The organism is Amorphus suaedae (genome assembly GCF_053629675.1).
On sequence record NZ_JBRJIT010000001.1, the window covers coordinates 3065700 to 3083292 of the forward strand.

Genomic DNA, 17593 nt, shown 5'->3' on the forward strand with positions numbered 1-17593 from the left:
CGTGGCGGATGAGGCACTGTCGCCGATCCCCCGCCCGGGCGTCCAGCCCGTCCCGCCGTGGGCTTGAGCCCGGAAGGCGACCGCCACAACCGATGGAGGCGCCCGTGTTCCGGGTCGATCCCTATCCGCCGCTCAACGTGCCGAAGCCGTTCGGCGACGACATCTGGATCGTCGACGGGCCGGTCGTGCGCATGCGCTACGGCGTGACGTCGCTGCCGTTTTCCACCCGGATGACCGTCGTCCGGCTCGCCGATGGCCGGCTGTGGGTGCACTCGCCGACCGAGCTCACCGACGACCTGCGCGTGGCGGTCACCGCCCTCGGGACGGTCGCCTTCCTGGTGGCGCCCAACCGGCTGCACTGGATCCACCTGGGCGCCTGGCAGGCCGCGTTCCCGGACGCGGCGACCCATGCCGCGCCGAAGGTGGCGGACAAGGCGGAGGAGGGCGGCTTCCGCGTCGATGCCGAGCTGCAGCCGGCCCCCGATGCGGGCTGGGCGGGCGAGATCGATCAGGTGCTGGTGCCCGGCAGCTTCATGACCGAGGCCGACTTCTTCCACCGCCGAAGCCGCACGGTGATCCTCACCGACCTGATCGAGAACTTCGAGGCCGATCACGTGCACGGTCTCCTGTCGGAGACCGTCATGGGGCTGGGCGGGGTGCTCGATCCGGACGGCAGCACCCCGCGCGACCTGCGTCTGACGTTCCTGGCTCGCAAGACGGAGGTCCGCGCGGCGGCCGAGACCATGGTCGGCTGGCGGCCGGAGCGGGTGATCCTCGCCCACGGCCGCTGCTACACCGAGGATGCCGGCGCGGAGCTGGCGCGGGCGCTCGCCTGGACCGGCGCCGGGGAATAGGCGGCGGGGCCGCGTCCCTTCCTCCGGTGCCTCAGTTCGGCTCGGGCGGGTAGATCTGCGAGGGGCGGGTCTCGCCGTCGAGGAAGACGCGCAGCGTGCCCTTCTCGACCTTCCATTCCAGGAAATAGCTGCCCACGGCGGCGAAGGCGACGTCGGAGCCGGAGGCGACCGGGTCGACGAGCCGCAGGCTCTGGGAATGGGCGCCGGAATGGCAGACCGCGAAGACGCGCGGCCGGGTCGGGATCTCCGGATCGGCCATCACGTAGACGCCGTCGGCGGCGCAGTTGTCCTCCTCGCCCGAGCAGAAATAGCAGCCGGAGAGGTCCGTTTCGGAGAGAACGCGCTGCCGGCCCGTGGTTTCCCGGACGACCAGGACCTCCTCGCCGAGACCGCCGGCAACGACCCATTCCAGGTCGGCCCGGGGGATCTCGACAGGCTCGTCCGTCTGCTCGCCCGGCCGGCTCGCCTCGTTCACCAGCTCGAAGGCCGGGCAGAGCGGCCGGGCGTAGAGCTGCATCAGCTTCAGCCCCGCCATCCGCTGGCGCGCCAGGATGAGATTGCAGACCGTGCCGCTCACATAGGAGACGGTGTTTCCGGGCGAGCGGGTGATCAGGCCGCAATGGGCGGCCCGGTAGGACAGCCAGTCCTGCTGCGCGGCGCGCACGTCGGCCTGGTCGGAAGATGCGCAGAAGCGCCGGGCCTGGCTCTCAGCCAGGTCGCCGATCTGCCGGTCGAGCACGGCACGCCGCATCTCCAGGCATTCGCCGATGGCCGCGCCGCCCACCCGGAAGCGGGGATCGTTCTCGCAGGCGGCCAGGTCCGCGTCGATCTCCTGCTGGGCGGCGGCGGGCGCGAGCGGCCACGTGGCGAGCACCGCAAAAGCGGCCAGCGCCGCGAGGCGCGCGAGCGGGAAAGGCGGGGCGGGACGGGAAGCGAGCATCGGGCGGCCTGCGGCTGACGTTGGATCGGTGTCGATCCTGCACCGGTGCGCCGGCGCCCGCCGCCCCCAGATGGGGCATTCGGGTCCGCCGCCTTGCCGCCCGACCGTTGGAAGCCGCCCTGCCCGACCGGAGCTCCTATTCGGCCGCCAGGAGCGCGTGCGCCTTGGCGCGCGCCTCGGCCACCGACTTCTCGTAGGAGACGAGCGGCGGCTTGATGCCGTGGGTGAACAGCACGTGCCGCTCTTCGTGGGTCGTCCCCGTGAGAACGACGGTCACGCCGCGCCGCTGCGCCTTGGCGACCATGCCGCCGATGGTGTTGGCGGCGGTGGAATCCAGGAACGGAACGGCGTGGAAGTCGATGATCAGCGCGCGGTGGGTATCGGCGATCCGGTCGAGCACCGAGCCGATGGAGGCGGCGGCGCCGAAGAAGAAGGCGCCGGAGATCCGGTAGACCATGACGTCCCGGTCGCCGCCGTTGTCGTCGTAGGGGCCGCGGTCGCCGTTGGCGTCGTCGGCGCGGTCCTCGGCCACCAGCGGGCGCTCGGTCTCGATGGCCGTGGTCTTCGACATGCGGTGGATGAACAGCACCGACCCGATGGCGAAGCCCACGACGATGCCCTCGGTCAGGTCGCGGAAGATGGTCAGCAGGAAGGTGGCGAGCAGCACCACCGCGTCGCCGCGCGACGTGCGCAGCAGCGTGGCGAAGGCGTGCTTCTCGATCATGTTCCAGGCGACGACGGCGAGCACGCCGGCGAGGCTCGCCAGCGGAATGTAGCTCGCCACCGGCGCCGCCACCAGGATGAACAGCAGCAGGAAGCCGGAGTGCAGGATGCCGGCGACCGGGCCGTGCGCGCCCGAACGCACGTTGGTGGCGGTGCGGGCGATGGTGCCGGTCACGCAGATGCCGCCGAAGATGCCGGAGGCGACGTTGGCGACGCCCTGGGCGACCAGCTCGCAGTTGGAGCGATGGCGGCGGCCCGTCATGCCGTCGGCGACGACCGCCGACAGCAGCGATTCGATGGAGCCCAGCAGCGCGAAGGAAATCGCGCTCGGCAGCACGGCGAGCACCTTGTCCATCGACATGTCCGGCAGCGCCGGCGCCGGCAGGTAGCCCGGGATGCCGCCGAACTTGGAGCCGATGGTGGCGACCGGCAGGCCGATCAACGCGCTGGCGAGCGTGGCTGCGCCGACCGCGATCAGCAGGCCGGGCCAGTGGGGGCGCAGCCGCTTCAGGCCGACGATGATGACGATGGTGGCGAGCGCCAGGGCGACCGTCGCCGGATCGGCCGTCGGCACCGCCGCCCACAGCACGGGCAGCTTGTCCAGAAGCGGTCCCGGTTCCGCGCCGGCGAGCGTCAGCCCGAACAGCTCCTTGAGCTGGCTGGCGAAGATGATGATGGCGATGCCGGCGGTGAAGCCGACGGTGACCGGATAGGGGATGAACTTGATGTAGGTGCCCAGCCGCAACAGGCCGATGGCGGCGAGGATGAAGCCCGATAGGATCGTCGCCAGGAACAGGCCCTCGATGCCGTGCGCCTGCACCGTCGCCGCGACCAGCACGATGAAGGCGCCCGCCGGCCCGCCGATCTGGAAGCGGCTGCCGCCCAGGAGCGACACGAAGAAGCCGCCGACGATCGCGGTGTAGAGACCCTGGGCCGGCGTCGCGCCGGAGGCGATGGCGATCGCCATGGAGAGCGGCAGCGCCACGATGGCCACGGTGAGCCCCGCCACCGCATCCGCCCTGAGCTGTGCCAGGCCGTAGCCTTCGCGCAGCACGGTGATCAGCTTCGGCGTGAACAGCTCGGCAAAGCTCGGGGCGTCGGAATGGGCCGTCAGTTGGGTCATGGAACCGAGGAGTCCCTGGTTCGAGGCGCCGCAGCGGCGGCGCGCGGAGAAGGCGTGCGGCGCGCGCCGGGCGGCTCGGCCCCGCGCGCCGGTCGTCAGGTGCGCGGCGGCGCGGGCTCCCGGAGCCGGATGCCGCGTCCCCCGGAGAGGCTCTGGGCGTTATCGCCGATCAGCTCGATGCCGGAGGCCTCCAGGGCTTCGATCACCCGGGTGAGGCTCTCCACCACCCCGCGCACGTTGCCCTGGCTCGCTTCCATCCGCTGGATGGTGGGCACCGACACGCCGGCCCGCTCGGCCAGGGTCTTCTGGTCGATGCCGAGGAGGGCGCGGGCGGCGCGGAGCTGGGCGGCTGTGATCACGGAGTGCCTGCTTCAGGATGCTGAATGACGCTTCTACCACTCGATCATGATGTTTGAAACATCACTATGCGGGGTTCAGATGCGACAGAAATGCGCAGGCGAACGCAAGCCGCGCCCGAAACGGCGTCCCGGGCGCGGCGGCGGTCAAAGAAGGGGTGGTGGCGGCACGGCGCGGCCGTGCCCGTCTCACACGCTCATGTTGGCGCGGATGCGGTCCTCGTCCATTTCCGAGCGCTCGCCGGCCATGACGATCTCGCCGCGCTCCATCACCGCGAAGGTGTCGGCGAGGTCGCGGGCGAACTCGAAATACTGCTCCACCAGCAGGATCGCCATGTCGCCGCGCTTGCGCAGGTAGTCGATGGCGTTGCCGATCTGGATGATGATCGACGGCTGGATGCCCTCGGTCGGCTCGTCGAGGAGCAGCAGCTTCGGCCGCCGCACCATGGCGCGGCCGATGGCGAGCTGCTGCTGCTGGCCGCCGGAGAGGTCGCCGCCGCGCCGGTGCATCATCTGCGACAGGATCGGAAACAGCTCGAACACGTCGTCCGGCACGTGGCGGTCGGCGGCCGGCAGCCCGGCGAAGCCCGTCTGCAGGTTCTCGCCCACCGTCAGCAGCGGGAAGATCTCGCGGCCCTGCGGCACCATGGCGATGCCCTTGCGGGCGCGCTCGAACGGCGGGCTGGAGCCGAGCGGGTTGTCGCGCCAGAGGATCTCGCCCTTGGAGATCGGATGCAGGCCCATGACGGCGCGCAGCAGCGACGTCTTGCCGACGCCGTTGCGGCCCATCAGGCAGGTGACCTGGCCAGGCCGGACGGCGAGGCTGACGCCCCGCAGCGCCTGGGCGGCGCCGTAGTGGAGGTGGATGTCGCGAACGTCGAGCATGATCAGCGCCCCAGATAAACGTCGATGACGCGCTGGTCGGCGCTGACGTGGTCGAGCGCGCCTTCGGCGAGCACCGACCCCTCGTGCAGCACGGTGACCTTCACGTCGAGGTCGCGCACGAACGCCATGTCGTGCTCGACCACGATGACGGTGTGGCTCCGCGCGATGTCGACGAGCAGCTTCGCCGTCTCGGCGGTCTCCGAATCCGTCATGCCGGCGACCGGCTCGTCGACCAGCAGGAGCCGCGGGTCCTGGGCGAGCAGCATGCCGATCTCCAGCCACTGCTTCTGGCCGTGGGAGAGGTTCGCCGCCGTCTCCTTCTCCAGGTGGCCGAGCCGGATGGTGTCCAGCACCTCGTCGATGCGGATGTTCTGCTCCGCCGACAGCCGGGCCGTCAGCAGGTGGAAGGGCGAGCGGCTTTCCTTCAGCGCCAGCGCGATGTTGGTGCGCACGGTGTGGTTCTCGAACACCGTCGGCTTCTGGAACTTGCGGCCGATGCCCTGGTTGGCGATCGCCGCCTCGTCGAGCTGGGTCAGGTCGAGGGTGCCGTCGAACAGGATGGTGCCCTCGTCGGGCCGCGTCTTGCCGGTGATGCAGTCCATCATCGTGGTCTTGCCGGCGCCGTTCGGGCCGATGATGGCGCGCATCTCGCCCTCCTGGAGGACGAGCGACAGGTTGTTGAGCGCCCGGAAGCCGTCGAAGGAGACGGTGACGCCGTCGAGATAGAGGAGCGAGGAGGTCATGCTCATCGGGCGGTCCCTCCCGGCGCCACGGCCGTCTCGTCGGGGTCGATGCCGGCCTCCCGCTCCGCCGAGGCCAGCGCCTCCGAACGGCCGCGCTCCGCCGCGCGCCGGCGGTCCCGGCGGCGGTCGATCAGGTCGAAGAACGGCCCCATGATGCCGCGCGGCAGGAGCACGGTGACGACCACGAACAGGAAGCCGAGCACGAACAGCCAGAGTTCCGGGAAGGCGCCGGTGAAGTAGGTCTTGCCGAAGTTGACGACGATCGCGCCGACCACCGCGCCGACCAGCGTCCCGCGGCCGCCGACCGCCACCCAGATCACCGCCTCGATGGAGTTGCCGGGGGCGAATTCGCTGGGGTTGATGATGCCGACCTGCGGCACGTAGAGCGCCCCCGCGACGCCGGCCATCGCCGCCGACACGGTCCAGACGATCAGCTTGTAGTGCTCCACCCGGTAGCCGATGAAGCGGGCGCGGGCCTCCGCGTCGCGCACCGCCACCAGCGCCTGGCCGAAGCGCGAGCGCACCAGCCAGATGCACAGCAGCAGCCCCAGCGAGACGGCGAGCGCGGTGGCGAAGAACAGCCCCGCCCGCGTCTCCGGGCTCTGGATGCTGTAGCCGAGGATGTCCTTGAAGTCGGTCAGGCCGTTGTTGCCGCCGAAGCCCATCTCGTTGCGGAAGAAGGCGAGCATCAGCGCGAAGGTCATCGCCTGGGTGATGATGGAGAGATAGACGCCGGTGACGCGCGAGCGGAAGGCGAGCCAGCCGAACACGAAGGCGAGCAGCGCCGGCACCAGGATCACCATTGCCGCTGCGAACCAGAACATGTCGAAACCGAACCAGTACCAGGGCAGGGAATCCCAGTTCAGGAACACCATGAAGTCCGGCAGCAGCGGGTTGGCGTAGACGCCGCGGTCGCCGATCTGGCGCATCAGGTACATGCCCATGGCGTAGCCGCCGAGCGCGAAGAAGGCGCCGTGGCCGAGCGTCAGGATGCCGCCGAAGCCCCACACCAGGTCGATCGACAGGGCGAGCAGCGCGAACGCCAGGTACTTGCCCATCAGGCTCATGACGTAGGTCGGCACGTGCCAGTCGTGGCCGGCCGGCAGCGCCAGGTTCAGGTAGATGACGACGGCTGAGCCGACGAGCAGGATCGCGATCGCGCCGAGCGCGAACCGCGTCAGGAGAATGGGTGAAATGGTGGTCATCAGCCTTCCGCCGCCCGGCCCTTTTGCGGAAACAGTCCGCGCGGCCGCTTCTGGATGAACAGGATGATCAGGACGAGGACGATGATCTTGCCCAGCACCGCGCCGGCGTAGGGCTCGAGGAACTTGTTGAGCACGCCGAGCGACAGCGCGCCGACGAAGGTGCCCCACAGGTTGCCCACCCCGCCGAACACCACGACGAGGAAGCTGTCGATGATGTAGCCTTGGCCGAGGTTGGGCGAGACGTTGTCGATCTGCGACAGCGCCACGCCGGCGATGCCCGCCACCCCCGATCCGAGCCCGAAGGTGAGCGCGTCGGTCCAGGGCGTGCGGATGCCCATGGTGGAGGCCATCTTGCGGTTCTGGGTGACGGCGCGGATCTGCAGCCCGAAGGCGGTGCGCTGCAGGAGCAGCACCAGCAGCCCGAACACGATCAGCGAGAAGATCACGATGGAGAGGCGCGAATAGGTGATCGACAGCCCGCCGAGCTGGAAGGCGCCCGACATCCAGTCGGGGTTGCCGACCTGGCGGTTGGAGGCGCCGAAGATGACGCGGATCGCCTGCTGCAGGATCAACGAGATGCCCCAGGTGGCGAGCAACGTCTCCAGCGGCCGGCCGTAGAGCCAGCGGATGACGATGCGCTCGATCAGGATGCCGACGAGGCCCGAGACGCAGAAGGCGAGCGGCAGCGCGATGGCGAGCGAGGCCTCGAACAGGCCGGGATAGTGGATGCGGATCGTCTCCTGCACAACGAAGGTGGTGTAGGCGCCCAGCATCACCATCTCGCCGTGCGCCATGTTGATGACGCCCATCACGCCGAAGGTGATGGCAAGCCCGATGGCGGCCAGCAGCAGCACCGAGCCCAGCGAGATCCCGAACCAGACGTTCTGGGCGACCTGCCAGAAGGCGAGCTGGCGTTCCACGCCGGCGATCAGCCGCGTCGCCCGCTCGGCGAGCTCCGGGTTGGCGGTCGCCTGGGTCAGGAGCTGCAGCGCCTGGCGGTTGCCCATGTGGGCGACGGTCTCCAGCGCGGCGCTCTTCTCCGCGGTGTCGGCGTCGGACTGCAGGATGGAGGCGGCCAGCGCCCGTTCCATCTCCGCCTTCACGCCGGCGTCTTCCTCCTCGGCGAGGGCGGCGCGCAGCGGGGCGATGTTGTCCTGCGACGCCCCCGCCAGCATCTCGCTCGCCGCCGTCCGGCGCACCGCCGGGTCCGGCGAGCGCAGCGTCAGCCCGGCCACCACCTCGTCGATGACGTTGCGCAGGTTGTTGTTGATGGAGATGCGGCTGGTGTCGCGCCGCCCGACCTCGCCGAGCGTCTCGCCGGTCAGCGGATCGACGGCGACGTCCTTGCCGTCGCGCTTCTCCACGATCACCACCGCGCCGTCCGACTTGCGGACCTCCAGCGCGCCGTCGCGCATGGCGCGCAGCAGCGGCGCGGCGGCCGGATTGCCGGTGGCGGCGATGGCGCGGATGCCGTCGGCGGTCTTGTTGAAGTCGCGGCCGTTGTCGAGGCCGGAGAGCAGCGGACGCAGCGCTTCCGCGTCGGGCTCGGACTGGGCGCTCGCCGCGATCGGGGCGGCAAGCAGCAGCACCAGGACCAGCCGCGCGAACGCGACGAGGAGCCTTCGCGACCGGGAAGTTGCGTCCGGCGGGCGAACCAGCATGGCGTTTCCGTGGATCTCGTTGCGGGAAGAGTGTGCGGCCTCCCCGTGCGCCCCGTTCGGCGATCGCGGCCGCAGAAGCGCCGGCGCGGGATCCGGATCCCGCGCCGGTCGTCAGCAGGTCGTTACTTCGCGGCGCCGCCGCACTGACCCGTCTCGGTGTTGAAGTTTCCGCACGACATCGGCGCGCGCCAGTCGGAGATCAGCGGCTTGGAGTCCGGCAGGTAGTCGGACCACGCGTCGCCCGGGACCAGCCCGGCCGTCTCCCAGACGATGCCGAACTGGCCGTCGTCCTGGATTTCGCCGATCAGCACCGGCTTGGTGATGTGGTGGTTCGGCATCATCGCCGAGTAACCGCCGGTGAGGTTCGGCACGGTGACGCCGACCATCGCGTCGATGACCGCGTCGGGATCCGTGGTGCCGGCCTTCTCGACCGCCTTCACCCACATGTTGAAGCCGATGTAGTGGGCCTCCATCGGGTCGTTCGACACGCGGTCCTCGTTGCCGATGTACTTGTGCCAGGCCTCGATGAAGTCGTCGTTCTCCGGGGTGTCGACCGACATGAAGTAGTTCCACGCGGCGAGATGGCCGACCAGCGGCGCGGTGTCGATGCCGGCGAGCTCTTCCTCGCCCACCGAGAACGCGACGACCGGGATGTCGGTGGCCTCGACGCCCTGGTTGGCGAGCTCCTTGTAGAACGGCACGTTGGCGTCGCCGTTGATGGTGGAGACCACCGCCGTCTTCTTGCCGGCCGAACCGAAGGTCTTGATCTCGGAGACGATCGACTGCCAGTCGGAGTGCCCGAACGGCGTGTAGTTGATCATGATGTCTTCCTGGGCGACGCCCTTGTCCTTGAGGTACTGCTCGAGGATCTTGTTGGTCGTGCGCGGGTAGACGTAGTCGGTGCCGGCGAGGACCCAGCGCTCGACGCCCTGGTTCATCAGGTAGTCGACGGCCGGGATCGCCTGCTGGTTCGGGGCGGCGCCGGTGTAGAAGATGTTGCGCGAGGATTCCTCACCCTCGTACTGGACCGGATAGAACAGGATGCCGTCGAGTTCCTCGAACACCGGCAGCACCGACTTGCGCGACACCGACGTCCAGCAGCCGAACACGGCGGCGACCTTGTCCTGGGAAATCAGCTGACGGGCCTTTTCGGCGAACAGCGGCCAGTCCGACGCGGGATCGACGACGACGGCTTCCAGCTTCTTTCCGAGGAGACCGCCCTTGGCGTTCTGCTCTTCGATCAGCATCAGCATCACGTCTTTCAGGGTCGTCTCCGAAATCGCCATGGTGCCCGAGAGCGAGTGCAGGATGCCGACCTTGATGGTGTCGTCCTGCGCCAGTGCGCTTCCCGCTGCCGCGCCCGCCAGGCACGCGGCCAATGCGATCGGACGCACAGTCTTGCGAATGATGCCGAGCATGATCCCTCCTTGATTTGGAAATGGTCCGGTCCGCCAAAGCGATCCGGGAGGGAACATTGCAACAAGAGTGCCAAGCCGGATTCCGGGTCTCGTTGTGCCTGCAACCGTTAGTCGGGGTCGCGGAATCGCCGGTTTTGGCGCGGTGGGGGAAATTTGGGCTGCCTATAAATTAGGCGTGTTCTGGTTATCGGAACGGCTTGCAACCGCAGGGTTGCGAGGATATGGCGCGCCCGGATGGAAACCGCCTGGGGTGGGTGGAAATTCTCGATATTTTGGGCAATGTCAGGGTAACGCCCACCAAACAGAACGGACGAACCGATGCTGACCGAAAGTGAACGCGCCCAGGCGATCGACGCCATCCGCGAGGCCCACCGGACCAAGAAGCAGGCGATCCAGCCTTCGGTGATGTTCCCGCACATCACCATCGACGATGCCTACGCGATCTCCTCCGCGCTCGCCGACGACAAGGTCAAGCAGGGGTCGACCATCGTCGGCCACAAGATCGGCCTCACCTCGAAGGCGATGCAGGCGTCCTCGCAGATCGACGAGCCCGACTACGGCTACATCTTCTCCGACCAGGTGATGAGCGACGGGGCGAAGGTCCGCTACGAGGACTTCTGCGTGCCGCGCGTCGAGCCGGAGCTGACGTTCATCCTCGACAAGCCGCTGAAGGGGCCGGGCATCGGTCTGGTCGACGTGCTGCGCGCCACCGAGTACGTGGTGCCGTCCATCGAGATCATCGACGCGCGCGTCCAGAACCCCCGCAAGATCTTCGACACGGTCTCCGACAACGGCGCCGGCGCCGGCATCGTGCTGGGCGGTCGCCCGGTGAAGGTGGACGAGGTGGATCTGCGCTGGGTCGGGGCGATCTTCTACCGCAACTCCGAGATCGAGGAGACGGGCATCGCCGCCGGCGTGCTCGGCCATCCGGCGATGGCGATCGCCTGGCTCGCCAACAAGCTCGCCCCGTTCGACGTGACGCTCGAGCCCGGGCACCTGATGCTGTCGGGCTCCTTCACGCGTCCGGTGTGGGCGGAGAAGGGCGACACGCTGCACGCCGACTTCGGTCCGCTCGGCTCGGTCGCAGTCCAGTTCGTCTAGGGTCTGTTCCGGTCGGGCGGGACCGCCCGATCAATCAGGAATGGCTCTGTCCACTGCGAGAGACCCGGCCCTTCGCGAGACGGGCCGGGTCTTTCTATCCGTGATCCGCTCAGGCGGCGCTGCGGATCCGGGTCAGGAAGCTGGCGACGCCGGTCCTCAGCCCTTCCGCCTGCTGGCTGAGTTCGTTCGCCGCGCTGACCATGGCCTCGGCCGACACGCTGGTCTCCCTGGCGTCGTCGAGGACCTGGGAGATCGTCTCGGACACCGAGGTCGCGCTGCGGGCGGTGTCGTCGATCTGGCTGCTGATCTCGCTGGTGGCGGCGTTCTGCTCCTCCACCGCGGCCGAGATCGAGGCCGTCGCCGAATTGACCGATTCGACCGAGCGGCCCACCCGTTCGATGGCCCCGACGGCGGTCTTCATCACCTCCTGAATGGCGACGATCTGGCTGGAGATCTCGTCGGTTGCCCGCGCCGTCTGGGTGGCGAGGCTCTTTACCTCGCTGGCGACGACCGCAAAGCCCTTGCCGGCATCGCCGGCCCGCGCCGCCTCGATGGTGGCGTTCAGGGCGAGAAGGTTCGTCTGCGCGGCGACGGAATCGATCAGACCGACGATCTCGCCGATCTTCTCGGCCGCCTGGGCGAGCTGCTGCATCGTCGCGCTGGTCGCCCGCGCATCCTCCGACACGCCCGACGACGTCTCCGCCGCCCCCTGCGCCCGCTCGGAAATCTCGCGGATCGAATGGGTCAGCTCGCCGGCGGCCCGGGCCACCGAGGAGGAGGCGGACGAGACCTGCTCGGCCGCCGCCGCCATGGTCGACGAGCGACCGGTGGTGCGATCCGCCAGGTTGGCCATGTTCTTCGCCGTGACGGCCAGTTCCTCCGACGCGGCGGCGAGGGTTTCGACGATGCCGCCGACGTCCCGCTCGAACGCCGTCGCCAGGCGGTCGCGCTCGGCGGCCTTGTCCGCCGCCGCGCGCTCCTCGATGGTGGTGATGCAGAGGTCCATGTCGAGCATCGCCGCCTTGATCAGAACGTCGATCTTCTCTTCCAGCGCGGCGGCGCGGGTGGCCCGGTGGCCGAAACCGCCCTGCTTCATCGCGTGGGTCGCGACGGCGCGGACGAGACCGCTCACCAGCTTCGCGTAGCCGCCGAAGTACCAGGCGGGCTTCAGGCCGAGCCGCGCGTGCGCCTCGCCGATGCGGCGGACCGACTTCAGGTATTCGTCGCCGTAGCTCGCATCCACGATGCGCAGCCAGTGCTCGTACTGCTTTTCGCGCGCATGCCGGCGCATCGCGTCATCCGCGAAGGTCGCATCCGCCTCGGGCTGCCGGGCGATGTCGGCGTAGAAGCTCTCGAGAATGGCCGGAAGCTCGGCTTCCACGACCGGCTTCATGGAGCGCAGCGTCGCGCGGGCCTTGTCGTCGAACCCGATGAAGGAAAATCGCTTGGAGAGAACGGTGTCGAATTCTTGGGTCATGGGATGTTCCGATGCCAGTTGAGGTGAATGGCGTCCCCCATCGAGCACGGACCCTCGGAGGCGCGTGATTGCCTCCGATATCGATGCCAAAGTGGACCAGCACGGAAATCCTAGGTAGCAAGACTTGCGTCCAGCTTGCATCCGGTCGGTTTCGGAGGTCCGTAGTATCCCCGATCCCGCCGGCATCCGGACGTTGTCGACATCACCCCATTCTGAAACGCAGTGCGCGGCGACGCGCGCCAGACCGCGCAATCCGGCCGGGCAAGTCGACCGCAATCCGCGGCTGCCCGCTCGACATCCGCTGGCTCATCGTCTCGGGAAGGGTCTCGCCGTGCCGTCGCGAGCCGTCGGCTCAGCGGCGGGCGCGGATGCGCCGGGCTGCAGCCGCGACCGGCGCCTGGTCGACCAGGCGGGGCGCAAGCCAGGACCCGAGGGCCGTTCCGGCGGCAAGGCTGACGAGCGCCACCGTCGGCAGCAGGCCCATGGCGTTCGCGGCCACGGGCTTGATGAAGCTGACGGTCGTCGCGCCCAGGCAATAGAATACCGCTGTCGCGGCGAGTGCCAGGAGCACGGTGATTTGCGCGGGGCGTTGCATGCGGGCCTCCAGGATTTCTGAGCCAACGCGGCGGCGGGTCCGAAGGTTCCGGCACGTGTGGCCTCTGCCAATCCTGCCCCGCCGTCTCGGCCGGACCCCGGCGAACCATTCCGCCCGCTCAAGCATTCCGTTCGGGCACTTTCGCCGTCACGCACGCAAAAGGATAGGCTCGTGAAGGGACGTCGGCTTCTTGCCCTGGCGCTGCTCGTGCAGGTGCCCGCCGGTGCGCACGCCCAGTACTACCCGCCCGCACAGCGCGAGCCGCCGCCACCTGGGTACCGGGCTCCGCCGCCGCCGGGCTACCGGGAGCCGCCGCCCGACTATCGCCGGCCGCCGGAGCGCTACCAGGAGCCGCCGCCCCGGTACAGCGAGCCGCCGCAGCGGTATCGGGAACCGCCGCCGCGCCAGGACCCGCGTCCCCCGCAACGGACCGAACCGCCTCCGCGGACGCAGACCCCGCCGCCGCCGCAGAATCGTGGGGTCGACAACTATCAGGCGCCCCGATAGGGCGGAACGTGAGGTCCCCGCGCATGGTCGCGGGGACCGCGGGTGCCGGGGTCGTTTGCTTCGATTAGTTTCTCCTAATATAAGGGTGCGGCACCGCCGCTCCGGCTCGGCACGGACGCTCCCTGCGAAGCCGGACCGGGAGGTTCCGACGGGGTCCGGGCCCGCCGCCCGGCCGTCACCTGTGTGAAGGAGACCGCCATGCCCCTGCCCGCCACCGACTTCACGCCATGGGCCTCGCTTTCGGGAGGCATCCTCATCGGGCTGTCGGCCGTGCTGGTCATGCTCTTCTTCGGCCGTATCACCGGGATCATCGGCATCCTGGCGCGCGCCCTCGGCCCGGTCGCGGTGCCTTGGTCCGACCGGGGCTGGCGGATCGGCTTCCTCGCCGGCCTGCTGATCGCTCCGCTGGCCGTGATGGCCGTGTCCGGGCCGATCGCCCAGACCGTCTCGTCGAACCTGCCGATGATGGCGCTCGCCGGGCTGGCGGTCGGGCTCGGCACGTCGCTGGGCTTCGGCTGCACCTCGGGACACGGCGTCTGCGGCCTCGCCCGCCTGTCGCGCCGTTCCTTCGTCTCGGTGGGCGTGTTCATGGCGACGGCCGTGGCCACCGTCTTCGTGATCCGCCACGGGATCGGAGCCGCCTGATGCGCACCTTCGTGGGACTTCTCGGCGGCCTCGTCTTCGGCGTCGGCCTCGTGGTGTCGGGCATGGCCAACCCCGCCAAGGTGCTGGGCTTCCTCGACGTCTTCGGCGCGTGGGACCCCAGCCTCGCCCTCGTCATGGGCGGCGCGGTGGTGGTCACCTTCGTCGGCTACCGCCGCGTGGCCCGGCGCAAGGGGCCGCTGCTGCTGGAACGGTTCGACCTGCCGGAGACGCGCCTCATCGACGGCCGGCTGGTCGCCGGCGCGGCGCTGTTCGGCATCGGCTGGGGCATCGGCGGGCTCTGTCCCGGCCCGGCCATCGTCGCGCTGCCGCTGGCGGCGCCCGGCACGCTGGTGTTCGTGCCGGCGATGCTGGCCGGCATCTTCCTCGGCGTGCGGGTGCGCGACGCCGGTATCTGGTTCCCCAATCGAAAGGAGACGGTATGACAGGTTCGCTCAAGGAACGCGTGGTCCGCCACTCGCGGTCGCGTGGTCCCGGCAGCCCCGACGTGTGGGGGCTCTACGAGCCCGACACGGGATCGGTCCAGTATGTCTGCGCGGACCCCGCCACGAAGCGGGCCGCGGTGATCGACGTGGTCTGGAACTTCAATCCGAAGTCCTACGCCACCGCCACCGACAGCATGGACCAGGTCCTCGACCTCTGCGCCCGCGAGGGGCTGACGGTCGAGTGGGTCCTCGACACCCATCCCCATGCCGATCACTGGATGGCCTCGGCCCACCTTAAGGAGCGCACCGGCGCGCCCACCGCCATCGGCGAGCGGGTGCGGCGCATCGCGGAGCTGTGGGCCGGCATCTACAACCTGCCCGACGCCTTCGATCCCGCCCGCGACTTCGACCGGCTGTGGGCCGACGGCGACACCTTCCGCATCGGCGATCTCGACGTCCGCGTCATGCTGACGACGGGCCACACGCTCGGCTCGGTCACCTACGTCGTCGGCGACGCGGCGTTCGTGCACGACACGCTGATGTATCCGGACTCCGGCACCTCGCGCTGCGATTTCCCGGGCGGCTCGGCGGCCGAGCTGTGGGACTCGCTCCAGGCGATCCTGTCGCTGCCGGCCGGGACGCGGCTGTTCGTCGGCCACGACTACGGCAACGACGCGCGCGACGAACCCGAATGGGAAGCGACGGTCGCCGAGCACCGGGCATCCAACGTCCACGTGAAGGACGGCACCGTGCGCGAGGACTGGATCGCGGCGCGCGAGGCCCGGGACGCGACGCTGGCGCTGCCCGACCGGATGCTCGCCGCCCTGCAGGTCAACCTGCGCGGTGGCCGCCTGCCCCCTCGCGAATCCGATGGCCGTGCCTACCTGAAGCTTCCGGTGGACTATTTCAGCTGAACGATCCGCCCCTTGCCGGCCGCGCCGTCCGTGCGCGACCCTCTGCATCCCTTCCGCCAGACCAGGACATCCCCATGACCCCCAAGAAGCTCTCCGACGACCTCTCCGTGACCGGCCAGGTCCAGCCCTCCGAGATCGCCGACGTGAAGCGCCTCGGCTTCCGCTCGCTCATCGTCAACCGGCCGGACGGCGAGGGACCGGACCAGCCGAGCTTCGAGGCGATCCGCGCCGCGGCCGAGGCGGCAGGCCTGTCGGCGCGCTACATCCCGGTCTCCGGCAGCCCGGGATCCGAGCAGGTGTCGGCGTTCGCCACCGCCCTCGACGAACTGCCGAAGCCGATCCTCGCCTTCTGCAAGTCGGGCATGCGCTCCGCCGCGCTCTGGCAGGGCGTCCAGCAGTCCCGCCCGCGCGGCTGACGGTCGCGCGTTCCGGGTGGGTTGCCGCGCCGGCGTGATGCCGGCCGGCCTCAGCCGGCGGCGGGCGCCGCGCCGGCCACCGACGCGTGGAGGTGGGCGACGAGGTCCTCCGGCAGCTTCAGCCGCGCGGCCAGCATCGCCAGGTAGCCCTTCTCGGCCGGGTTCTGGTCGTCGATGATTAGGAGCGACGCGGCATAGATCTCGGCGGCGATCTCCGGGCTGGTCGCGGCGCTCGCCACCGCGTCCACGTCGAGCGGCGCGCGCAGCTCGTCCATCACGAACGCCTTCGCCTCGGTGTCCAGGTCGACCTGGTCGAGGAAGCCGAAGATCCGCCCCTGCTCCTCGGCGTCGATGTGGCCGTCGGCCTTGGCCGCGGCGATCATCGCGCGCAGCAGCGCCAGGCTGAGGTCGCTCTGGGCCTGGGGCGCGCCGCCGGCGAGGAAGGCGGAGTCCGCCGGCGGCGGCGCGGGCGCCACCGAGGCGGCCTCGGCCTGCGTGGTTTCCGTCGCCTTGCCCGCCTGCCAGTCGGAGTAGGCCTTGTAGGCAAGCCCGCCGACGGCCGCCAGCGCCCCGTACTTGACCAGGCTGCCGGCCATCTTCCGGCTCTTCTTGTTGGTGAGAAGCAGCGTCACCAGCCCGCCGGCCGCCGCGCCGCCGAGCGCGCCGGAATTCAGCACGCGGCCGATCATGTCGCCGCCCGGAACGCCGCCGAGCCCCGGCGCCGCCTGCTGCGCGGCGGGCGCGTTGCCCTGCTGCCGGGTCTGGGGGAGCTGGTTCGATCCGGCGATCCCCGCCAGGCCGCCGGCCCCGAGGAACTGATCCAGTAGCTTGCGCGTGTCGAACATGCGGTCCCCTTCGATGATCCGTCGTCTCTCGATGTCAGGGCCCATATGGGTGGGCCCGGCCGGAACCCAAGAGACGTTGGTGCGATCTGTCGCGGCCGCGCGCGGCGCCGTCCGCATCGCGCCCGTCCCGGCTGACGGCCGGCCGTGGCCGATCCGCCGATTCCGTCCGGCCGGAAAGGGCGATAAGCTCGCCGTCGACCGCCGGGCCCGTCGCGGCGATCGTCCCCCTCCTCCAATCGGAAGCCGCGATGCCCCTCGACCCGGACACCCTGGACCAGCTTCTCGACACCGTCGGCGGCTTCGTGCGCGAGCGCCTCGTGCCGCTCGAGGCGGAGGTCGCCGAGGCCGACGCGATCCCCGAGGCGGTGAAGCGCGAGATCCGCGAGATGGGCCTGTTCGGCCTGTCGATCCCGGAAGCCTACGGCGGCCTCGGCCTCACCATGGAGGAGGAGGTCCGCGTCGCCTTCGAGCTCGGCCACACCTCGCCGGCGTTCCGCTCGCTGATCGGCACCAACAACGGCATCGGCTCCCAGGGCCTCGTCATGGACGGCACCGAGGCGCAGAAGCAGGCCTACCTGCCGCGGCTCGCCACCGGCGAGCTCATCAGCTCGTTCGCGCTGACCGAGCCCGAGGCCGGCTCCGACGCCGCCGCGCTGCGGACCACCGCGCGGGCCGACGGCGACGGCTTCGTCCTCAACGGCACCAAGCGCTACATCACCAACGCGCCGCACGCGGGCCTGTT

General features: G+C 69.8%; 18 protein-coding genes. 7 read left to right on the top strand and 11 right to left on the bottom strand.

What is annotated here, in order from left to right:
* Positions 1–104 precede the first annotated feature (104 nt).
* Positions 105–854, top strand: coding sequence for a DUF4336 domain-containing protein (locus AB7M35_RS13660; protein ID WP_453960513.1), 750 nt, complete (start codon positions 105–107; stop codon positions 852–854).
* Positions 855–885: 31 nt separating this feature from the next.
* Here the strand turns inward: AB7M35_RS13660 and AB7M35_RS13665 are convergent, their stop codons facing one another.
* The 8 genes from AB7M35_RS13665 to urtA all read right to left on the bottom strand — a co-directional run bounded on the left by AB7M35_RS13665 (position 886) and on the right by urtA (position 9908).
* Positions 886–1794 carry a lysozyme inhibitor LprI family protein gene (locus AB7M35_RS13665; protein WP_453960515.1) on the bottom strand — a complete coding sequence of 303 codons (909 nt, stop codon included), beginning with the start codon at positions 1792–1794 and terminating at the stop codon, positions 886–888.
* A 136-nt stretch (positions 1795–1930) separates the two neighbouring features.
* Positions 1931–3640: a SulP family inorganic anion transporter gene (locus tag AB7M35_RS13670; protein WP_453960516.1), complete on the bottom strand. Its 1710-nt coding sequence runs from the start codon at positions 3638–3640 to the stop codon at positions 1931–1933.
* Between the two features lie 95 nt (positions 3641–3735).
* Positions 3736–3999, bottom strand: a complete 264-nt coding sequence (locus tag AB7M35_RS13675; protein ID WP_453960518.1) for a helix-turn-helix domain-containing protein — start codon at positions 3997–3999, stop codon at positions 3736–3738.
* A gap of 186 nt (positions 4000–4185) precedes the next feature.
* Entirely contained in the window at positions 4186–4881 is a 696-nt protein-coding gene (gene urtE / locus AB7M35_RS13680; protein ID WP_453960520.1) for an urea ABC transporter ATP-binding subunit UrtE, read from the bottom strand.
* A 2-nt stretch (positions 4882–4883) separates the two neighbouring features.
* Entirely contained in the window at positions 4884–5630 is a 747-nt protein-coding gene (urtD, locus tag AB7M35_RS13685; protein WP_453960522.1) for an urea ABC transporter ATP-binding protein UrtD, read from the bottom strand.
* Entirely contained in the window at positions 5627–6829 is a 1203-nt protein-coding gene (gene urtC, locus AB7M35_RS13690; protein ID WP_453960524.1) for an urea ABC transporter permease subunit UrtC, read from the bottom strand. The genes urtD and urtC overlap by 4 nt, the downstream gene beginning before the upstream one ends.
* The gene (gene urtB, locus AB7M35_RS13695; RefSeq protein WP_453960525.1) at positions 6829–8490 is read right to left on the bottom strand and encodes an urea ABC transporter permease subunit UrtB; all 1662 of its coding nucleotides are present in this window, start codon (positions 8488–8490) and stop codon (positions 6829–6831) included. The genes urtC and urtB overlap by 1 nt, the downstream gene beginning before the upstream one ends.
* 122 nt (positions 8491–8612) lie before the next feature.
* Positions 8613–9908, bottom strand: coding sequence for an urea ABC transporter substrate-binding protein (gene urtA, locus AB7M35_RS13700; protein ID WP_453960526.1), 1296 nt, complete (start codon positions 9906–9908; stop codon positions 8613–8615).
* A gap of 318 nt (positions 9909–10226) precedes the next feature.
* Here urtA and AB7M35_RS13705 point away from each other — a divergent pair, with 318 nt between their 5' ends.
* Complete coding sequence (locus AB7M35_RS13705; RefSeq protein ID WP_453960528.1) at positions 10227–11009, top strand: fumarylacetoacetate hydrolase family protein; 783 nt, start codon at positions 10227–10229, stop codon at positions 11007–11009.
* Positions 11010–11118: 109 nt separating this feature from the next.
* Here AB7M35_RS13705 and AB7M35_RS13710 read toward each other — a convergent pair whose 3' ends face one another.
* Positions 11119–12486, bottom strand: coding sequence for a protoglobin domain-containing protein (locus AB7M35_RS13710; protein ID WP_453960529.1), 1368 nt, complete (start codon positions 12484–12486; stop codon positions 11119–11121).
* 352 nt (positions 12487–12838) lie between these two features.
* Positions 12839–13081 carry a hypothetical protein gene (locus AB7M35_RS13715; RefSeq protein ID WP_453960530.1) on the bottom strand — a complete coding sequence of 81 codons (243 nt, stop codon included), beginning with the start codon at positions 13079–13081 and terminating at the stop codon, positions 12839–12841.
* Positions 13082–13786: 705 nt separating this feature from the next.
* Between AB7M35_RS13715 and AB7M35_RS13720 the strand changes: the two genes are divergently transcribed.
* The 4 genes from AB7M35_RS13720 to AB7M35_RS13735 all read left to right on the top strand — a co-directional run bounded on the left by AB7M35_RS13720 (position 13787) and on the right by AB7M35_RS13735 (position 16006).
* Entirely contained in the window at positions 13787–14233 is a 447-nt protein-coding gene (locus AB7M35_RS13720; protein ID WP_453960531.1) for a YeeE/YedE family protein, read from the top strand.
* On the top strand, positions 14233–14676 hold the full coding sequence (locus AB7M35_RS13725) for a DUF6691 family protein (RefSeq protein ID WP_453960532.1): 444 nt from the start codon (positions 14233–14235) through the stop codon (positions 14674–14676). The genes AB7M35_RS13720 and AB7M35_RS13725 overlap by 1 nt, the downstream gene beginning before the upstream one ends.
* Positions 14673–15590 (top strand): MBL fold metallo-hydrolase, encoded by a 918-nt coding sequence (locus tag AB7M35_RS13730; RefSeq protein WP_453960535.1) that lies wholly within the window; start codon positions 14673–14675, stop codon positions 15588–15590. The genes AB7M35_RS13725 and AB7M35_RS13730 overlap by 4 nt, the downstream gene beginning before the upstream one ends.
* Before the next feature lie 74 nt (positions 15591–15664).
* Positions 15665–16006 carry a TIGR01244 family sulfur transferase gene (locus AB7M35_RS13735; RefSeq protein ID WP_453960536.1) on the top strand — a complete coding sequence of 114 codons (342 nt, stop codon included), beginning with the start codon at positions 15665–15667 and terminating at the stop codon, positions 16004–16006.
* Positions 16007–16056: 50 nt separating this feature from the next.
* Here AB7M35_RS13735 and AB7M35_RS13740 read toward each other — a convergent pair whose 3' ends face one another.
* Complete coding sequence (locus tag AB7M35_RS13740) at positions 16057–16851, bottom strand: tellurite resistance TerB family protein (protein ID WP_453960538.1); 795 nt, start codon at positions 16849–16851, stop codon at positions 16057–16059.
* Positions 16852–17099: 248 nt separating this feature from the next.
* On the opposite strand from AB7M35_RS13740, the gene AB7M35_RS13745 reads away from it, so the two are divergent.
* On the top strand, positions 17100–17593 hold a 494-nt coding region (locus AB7M35_RS13745; protein WP_453960540.1), incomplete at its 3' end, for an acyl-CoA dehydrogenase family protein.

Excerpts from the sequence above, each read along its gene's own strand:
- AB7M35_RS13670 (WP_453960516.1), bottom strand. The coding sequence starts at position 3,640 with ATGACCCAACTGACGGCCCATTCCGACGCCCCGAGCTTTGCCGAGCTG.
- AB7M35_RS13725 (WP_453960532.1), top strand. The coding sequence starts at position 14,233 with ATGCGCACCTTCGTGGGACTTCTCGGCGGCCTCGTCTTCGGCGTCGGC.
- AB7M35_RS13735 (WP_453960536.1), top strand. The coding sequence starts at position 15,665 with ATGACCCCCAAGAAGCTCTCCGACGACCTCTCCGTGACCGGCCAGGTC.
- AB7M35_RS13740 (WP_453960538.1), bottom strand. The coding sequence starts at position 16,851 with ATGTTCGACACGCGCAAGCTACTGGATCAGTTCCTCGGGGCCGGCGGC.
- urtA (WP_453960526.1), bottom strand. The coding sequence starts at position 9,908 with ATGCTCGGCATCATTCGCAAGACTGTGCGTCCGATCGCATTGGCCGCG.
- AB7M35_RS13710 (WP_453960529.1), bottom strand. The coding sequence starts at position 12,486 with ATGACCCAAGAATTCGACACCGTTCTCTCCAAGCGATTTTCCTTCATC.
- urtB (WP_453960525.1), bottom strand. The coding sequence starts at position 8,490 with ATGCTGGTTCGCCCGCCGGACGCAACTTCCCGGTCGCGAAGGCTCCTC.
- urtE (WP_453960520.1), bottom strand. The coding sequence starts at position 4,881 with ATGCTCGACGTTCGCGACATCCACCTCCACTACGGCGCCGCCCAGGCG.
- AB7M35_RS13720 (WP_453960531.1), top strand. The coding sequence starts at position 13,787 with ATGCCCCTGCCCGCCACCGACTTCACGCCATGGGCCTCGCTTTCGGGA.
- AB7M35_RS13705 (WP_453960528.1), top strand. The coding sequence starts at position 10,227 with ATGCTGACCGAAAGTGAACGCGCCCAGGCGATCGACGCCATCCGCGAG.
- AB7M35_RS13715 (WP_453960530.1), bottom strand. The coding sequence starts at position 13,081 with ATGCAACGCCCCGCGCAAATCACCGTGCTCCTGGCACTCGCCGCGACA.
- urtC (WP_453960524.1), bottom strand. The coding sequence starts at position 6,829 with ATGACCACCATTTCACCCATTCTCCTGACGCGGTTCGCGCTCGGCGCG.
- AB7M35_RS13665 (WP_453960515.1), bottom strand. The coding sequence starts at position 1,794 with ATGCTCGCTTCCCGTCCCGCCCCGCCTTTCCCGCTCGCGCGCCTCGCG.
- AB7M35_RS13730 (WP_453960535.1), top strand. The coding sequence starts at position 14,673 with ATGACAGGTTCGCTCAAGGAACGCGTGGTCCGCCACTCGCGGTCGCGT.
- urtD (WP_453960522.1), bottom strand. The coding sequence starts at position 5,630 with ATGAGCATGACCTCCTCGCTCCTCTATCTCGACGGCGTCACCGTCTCC.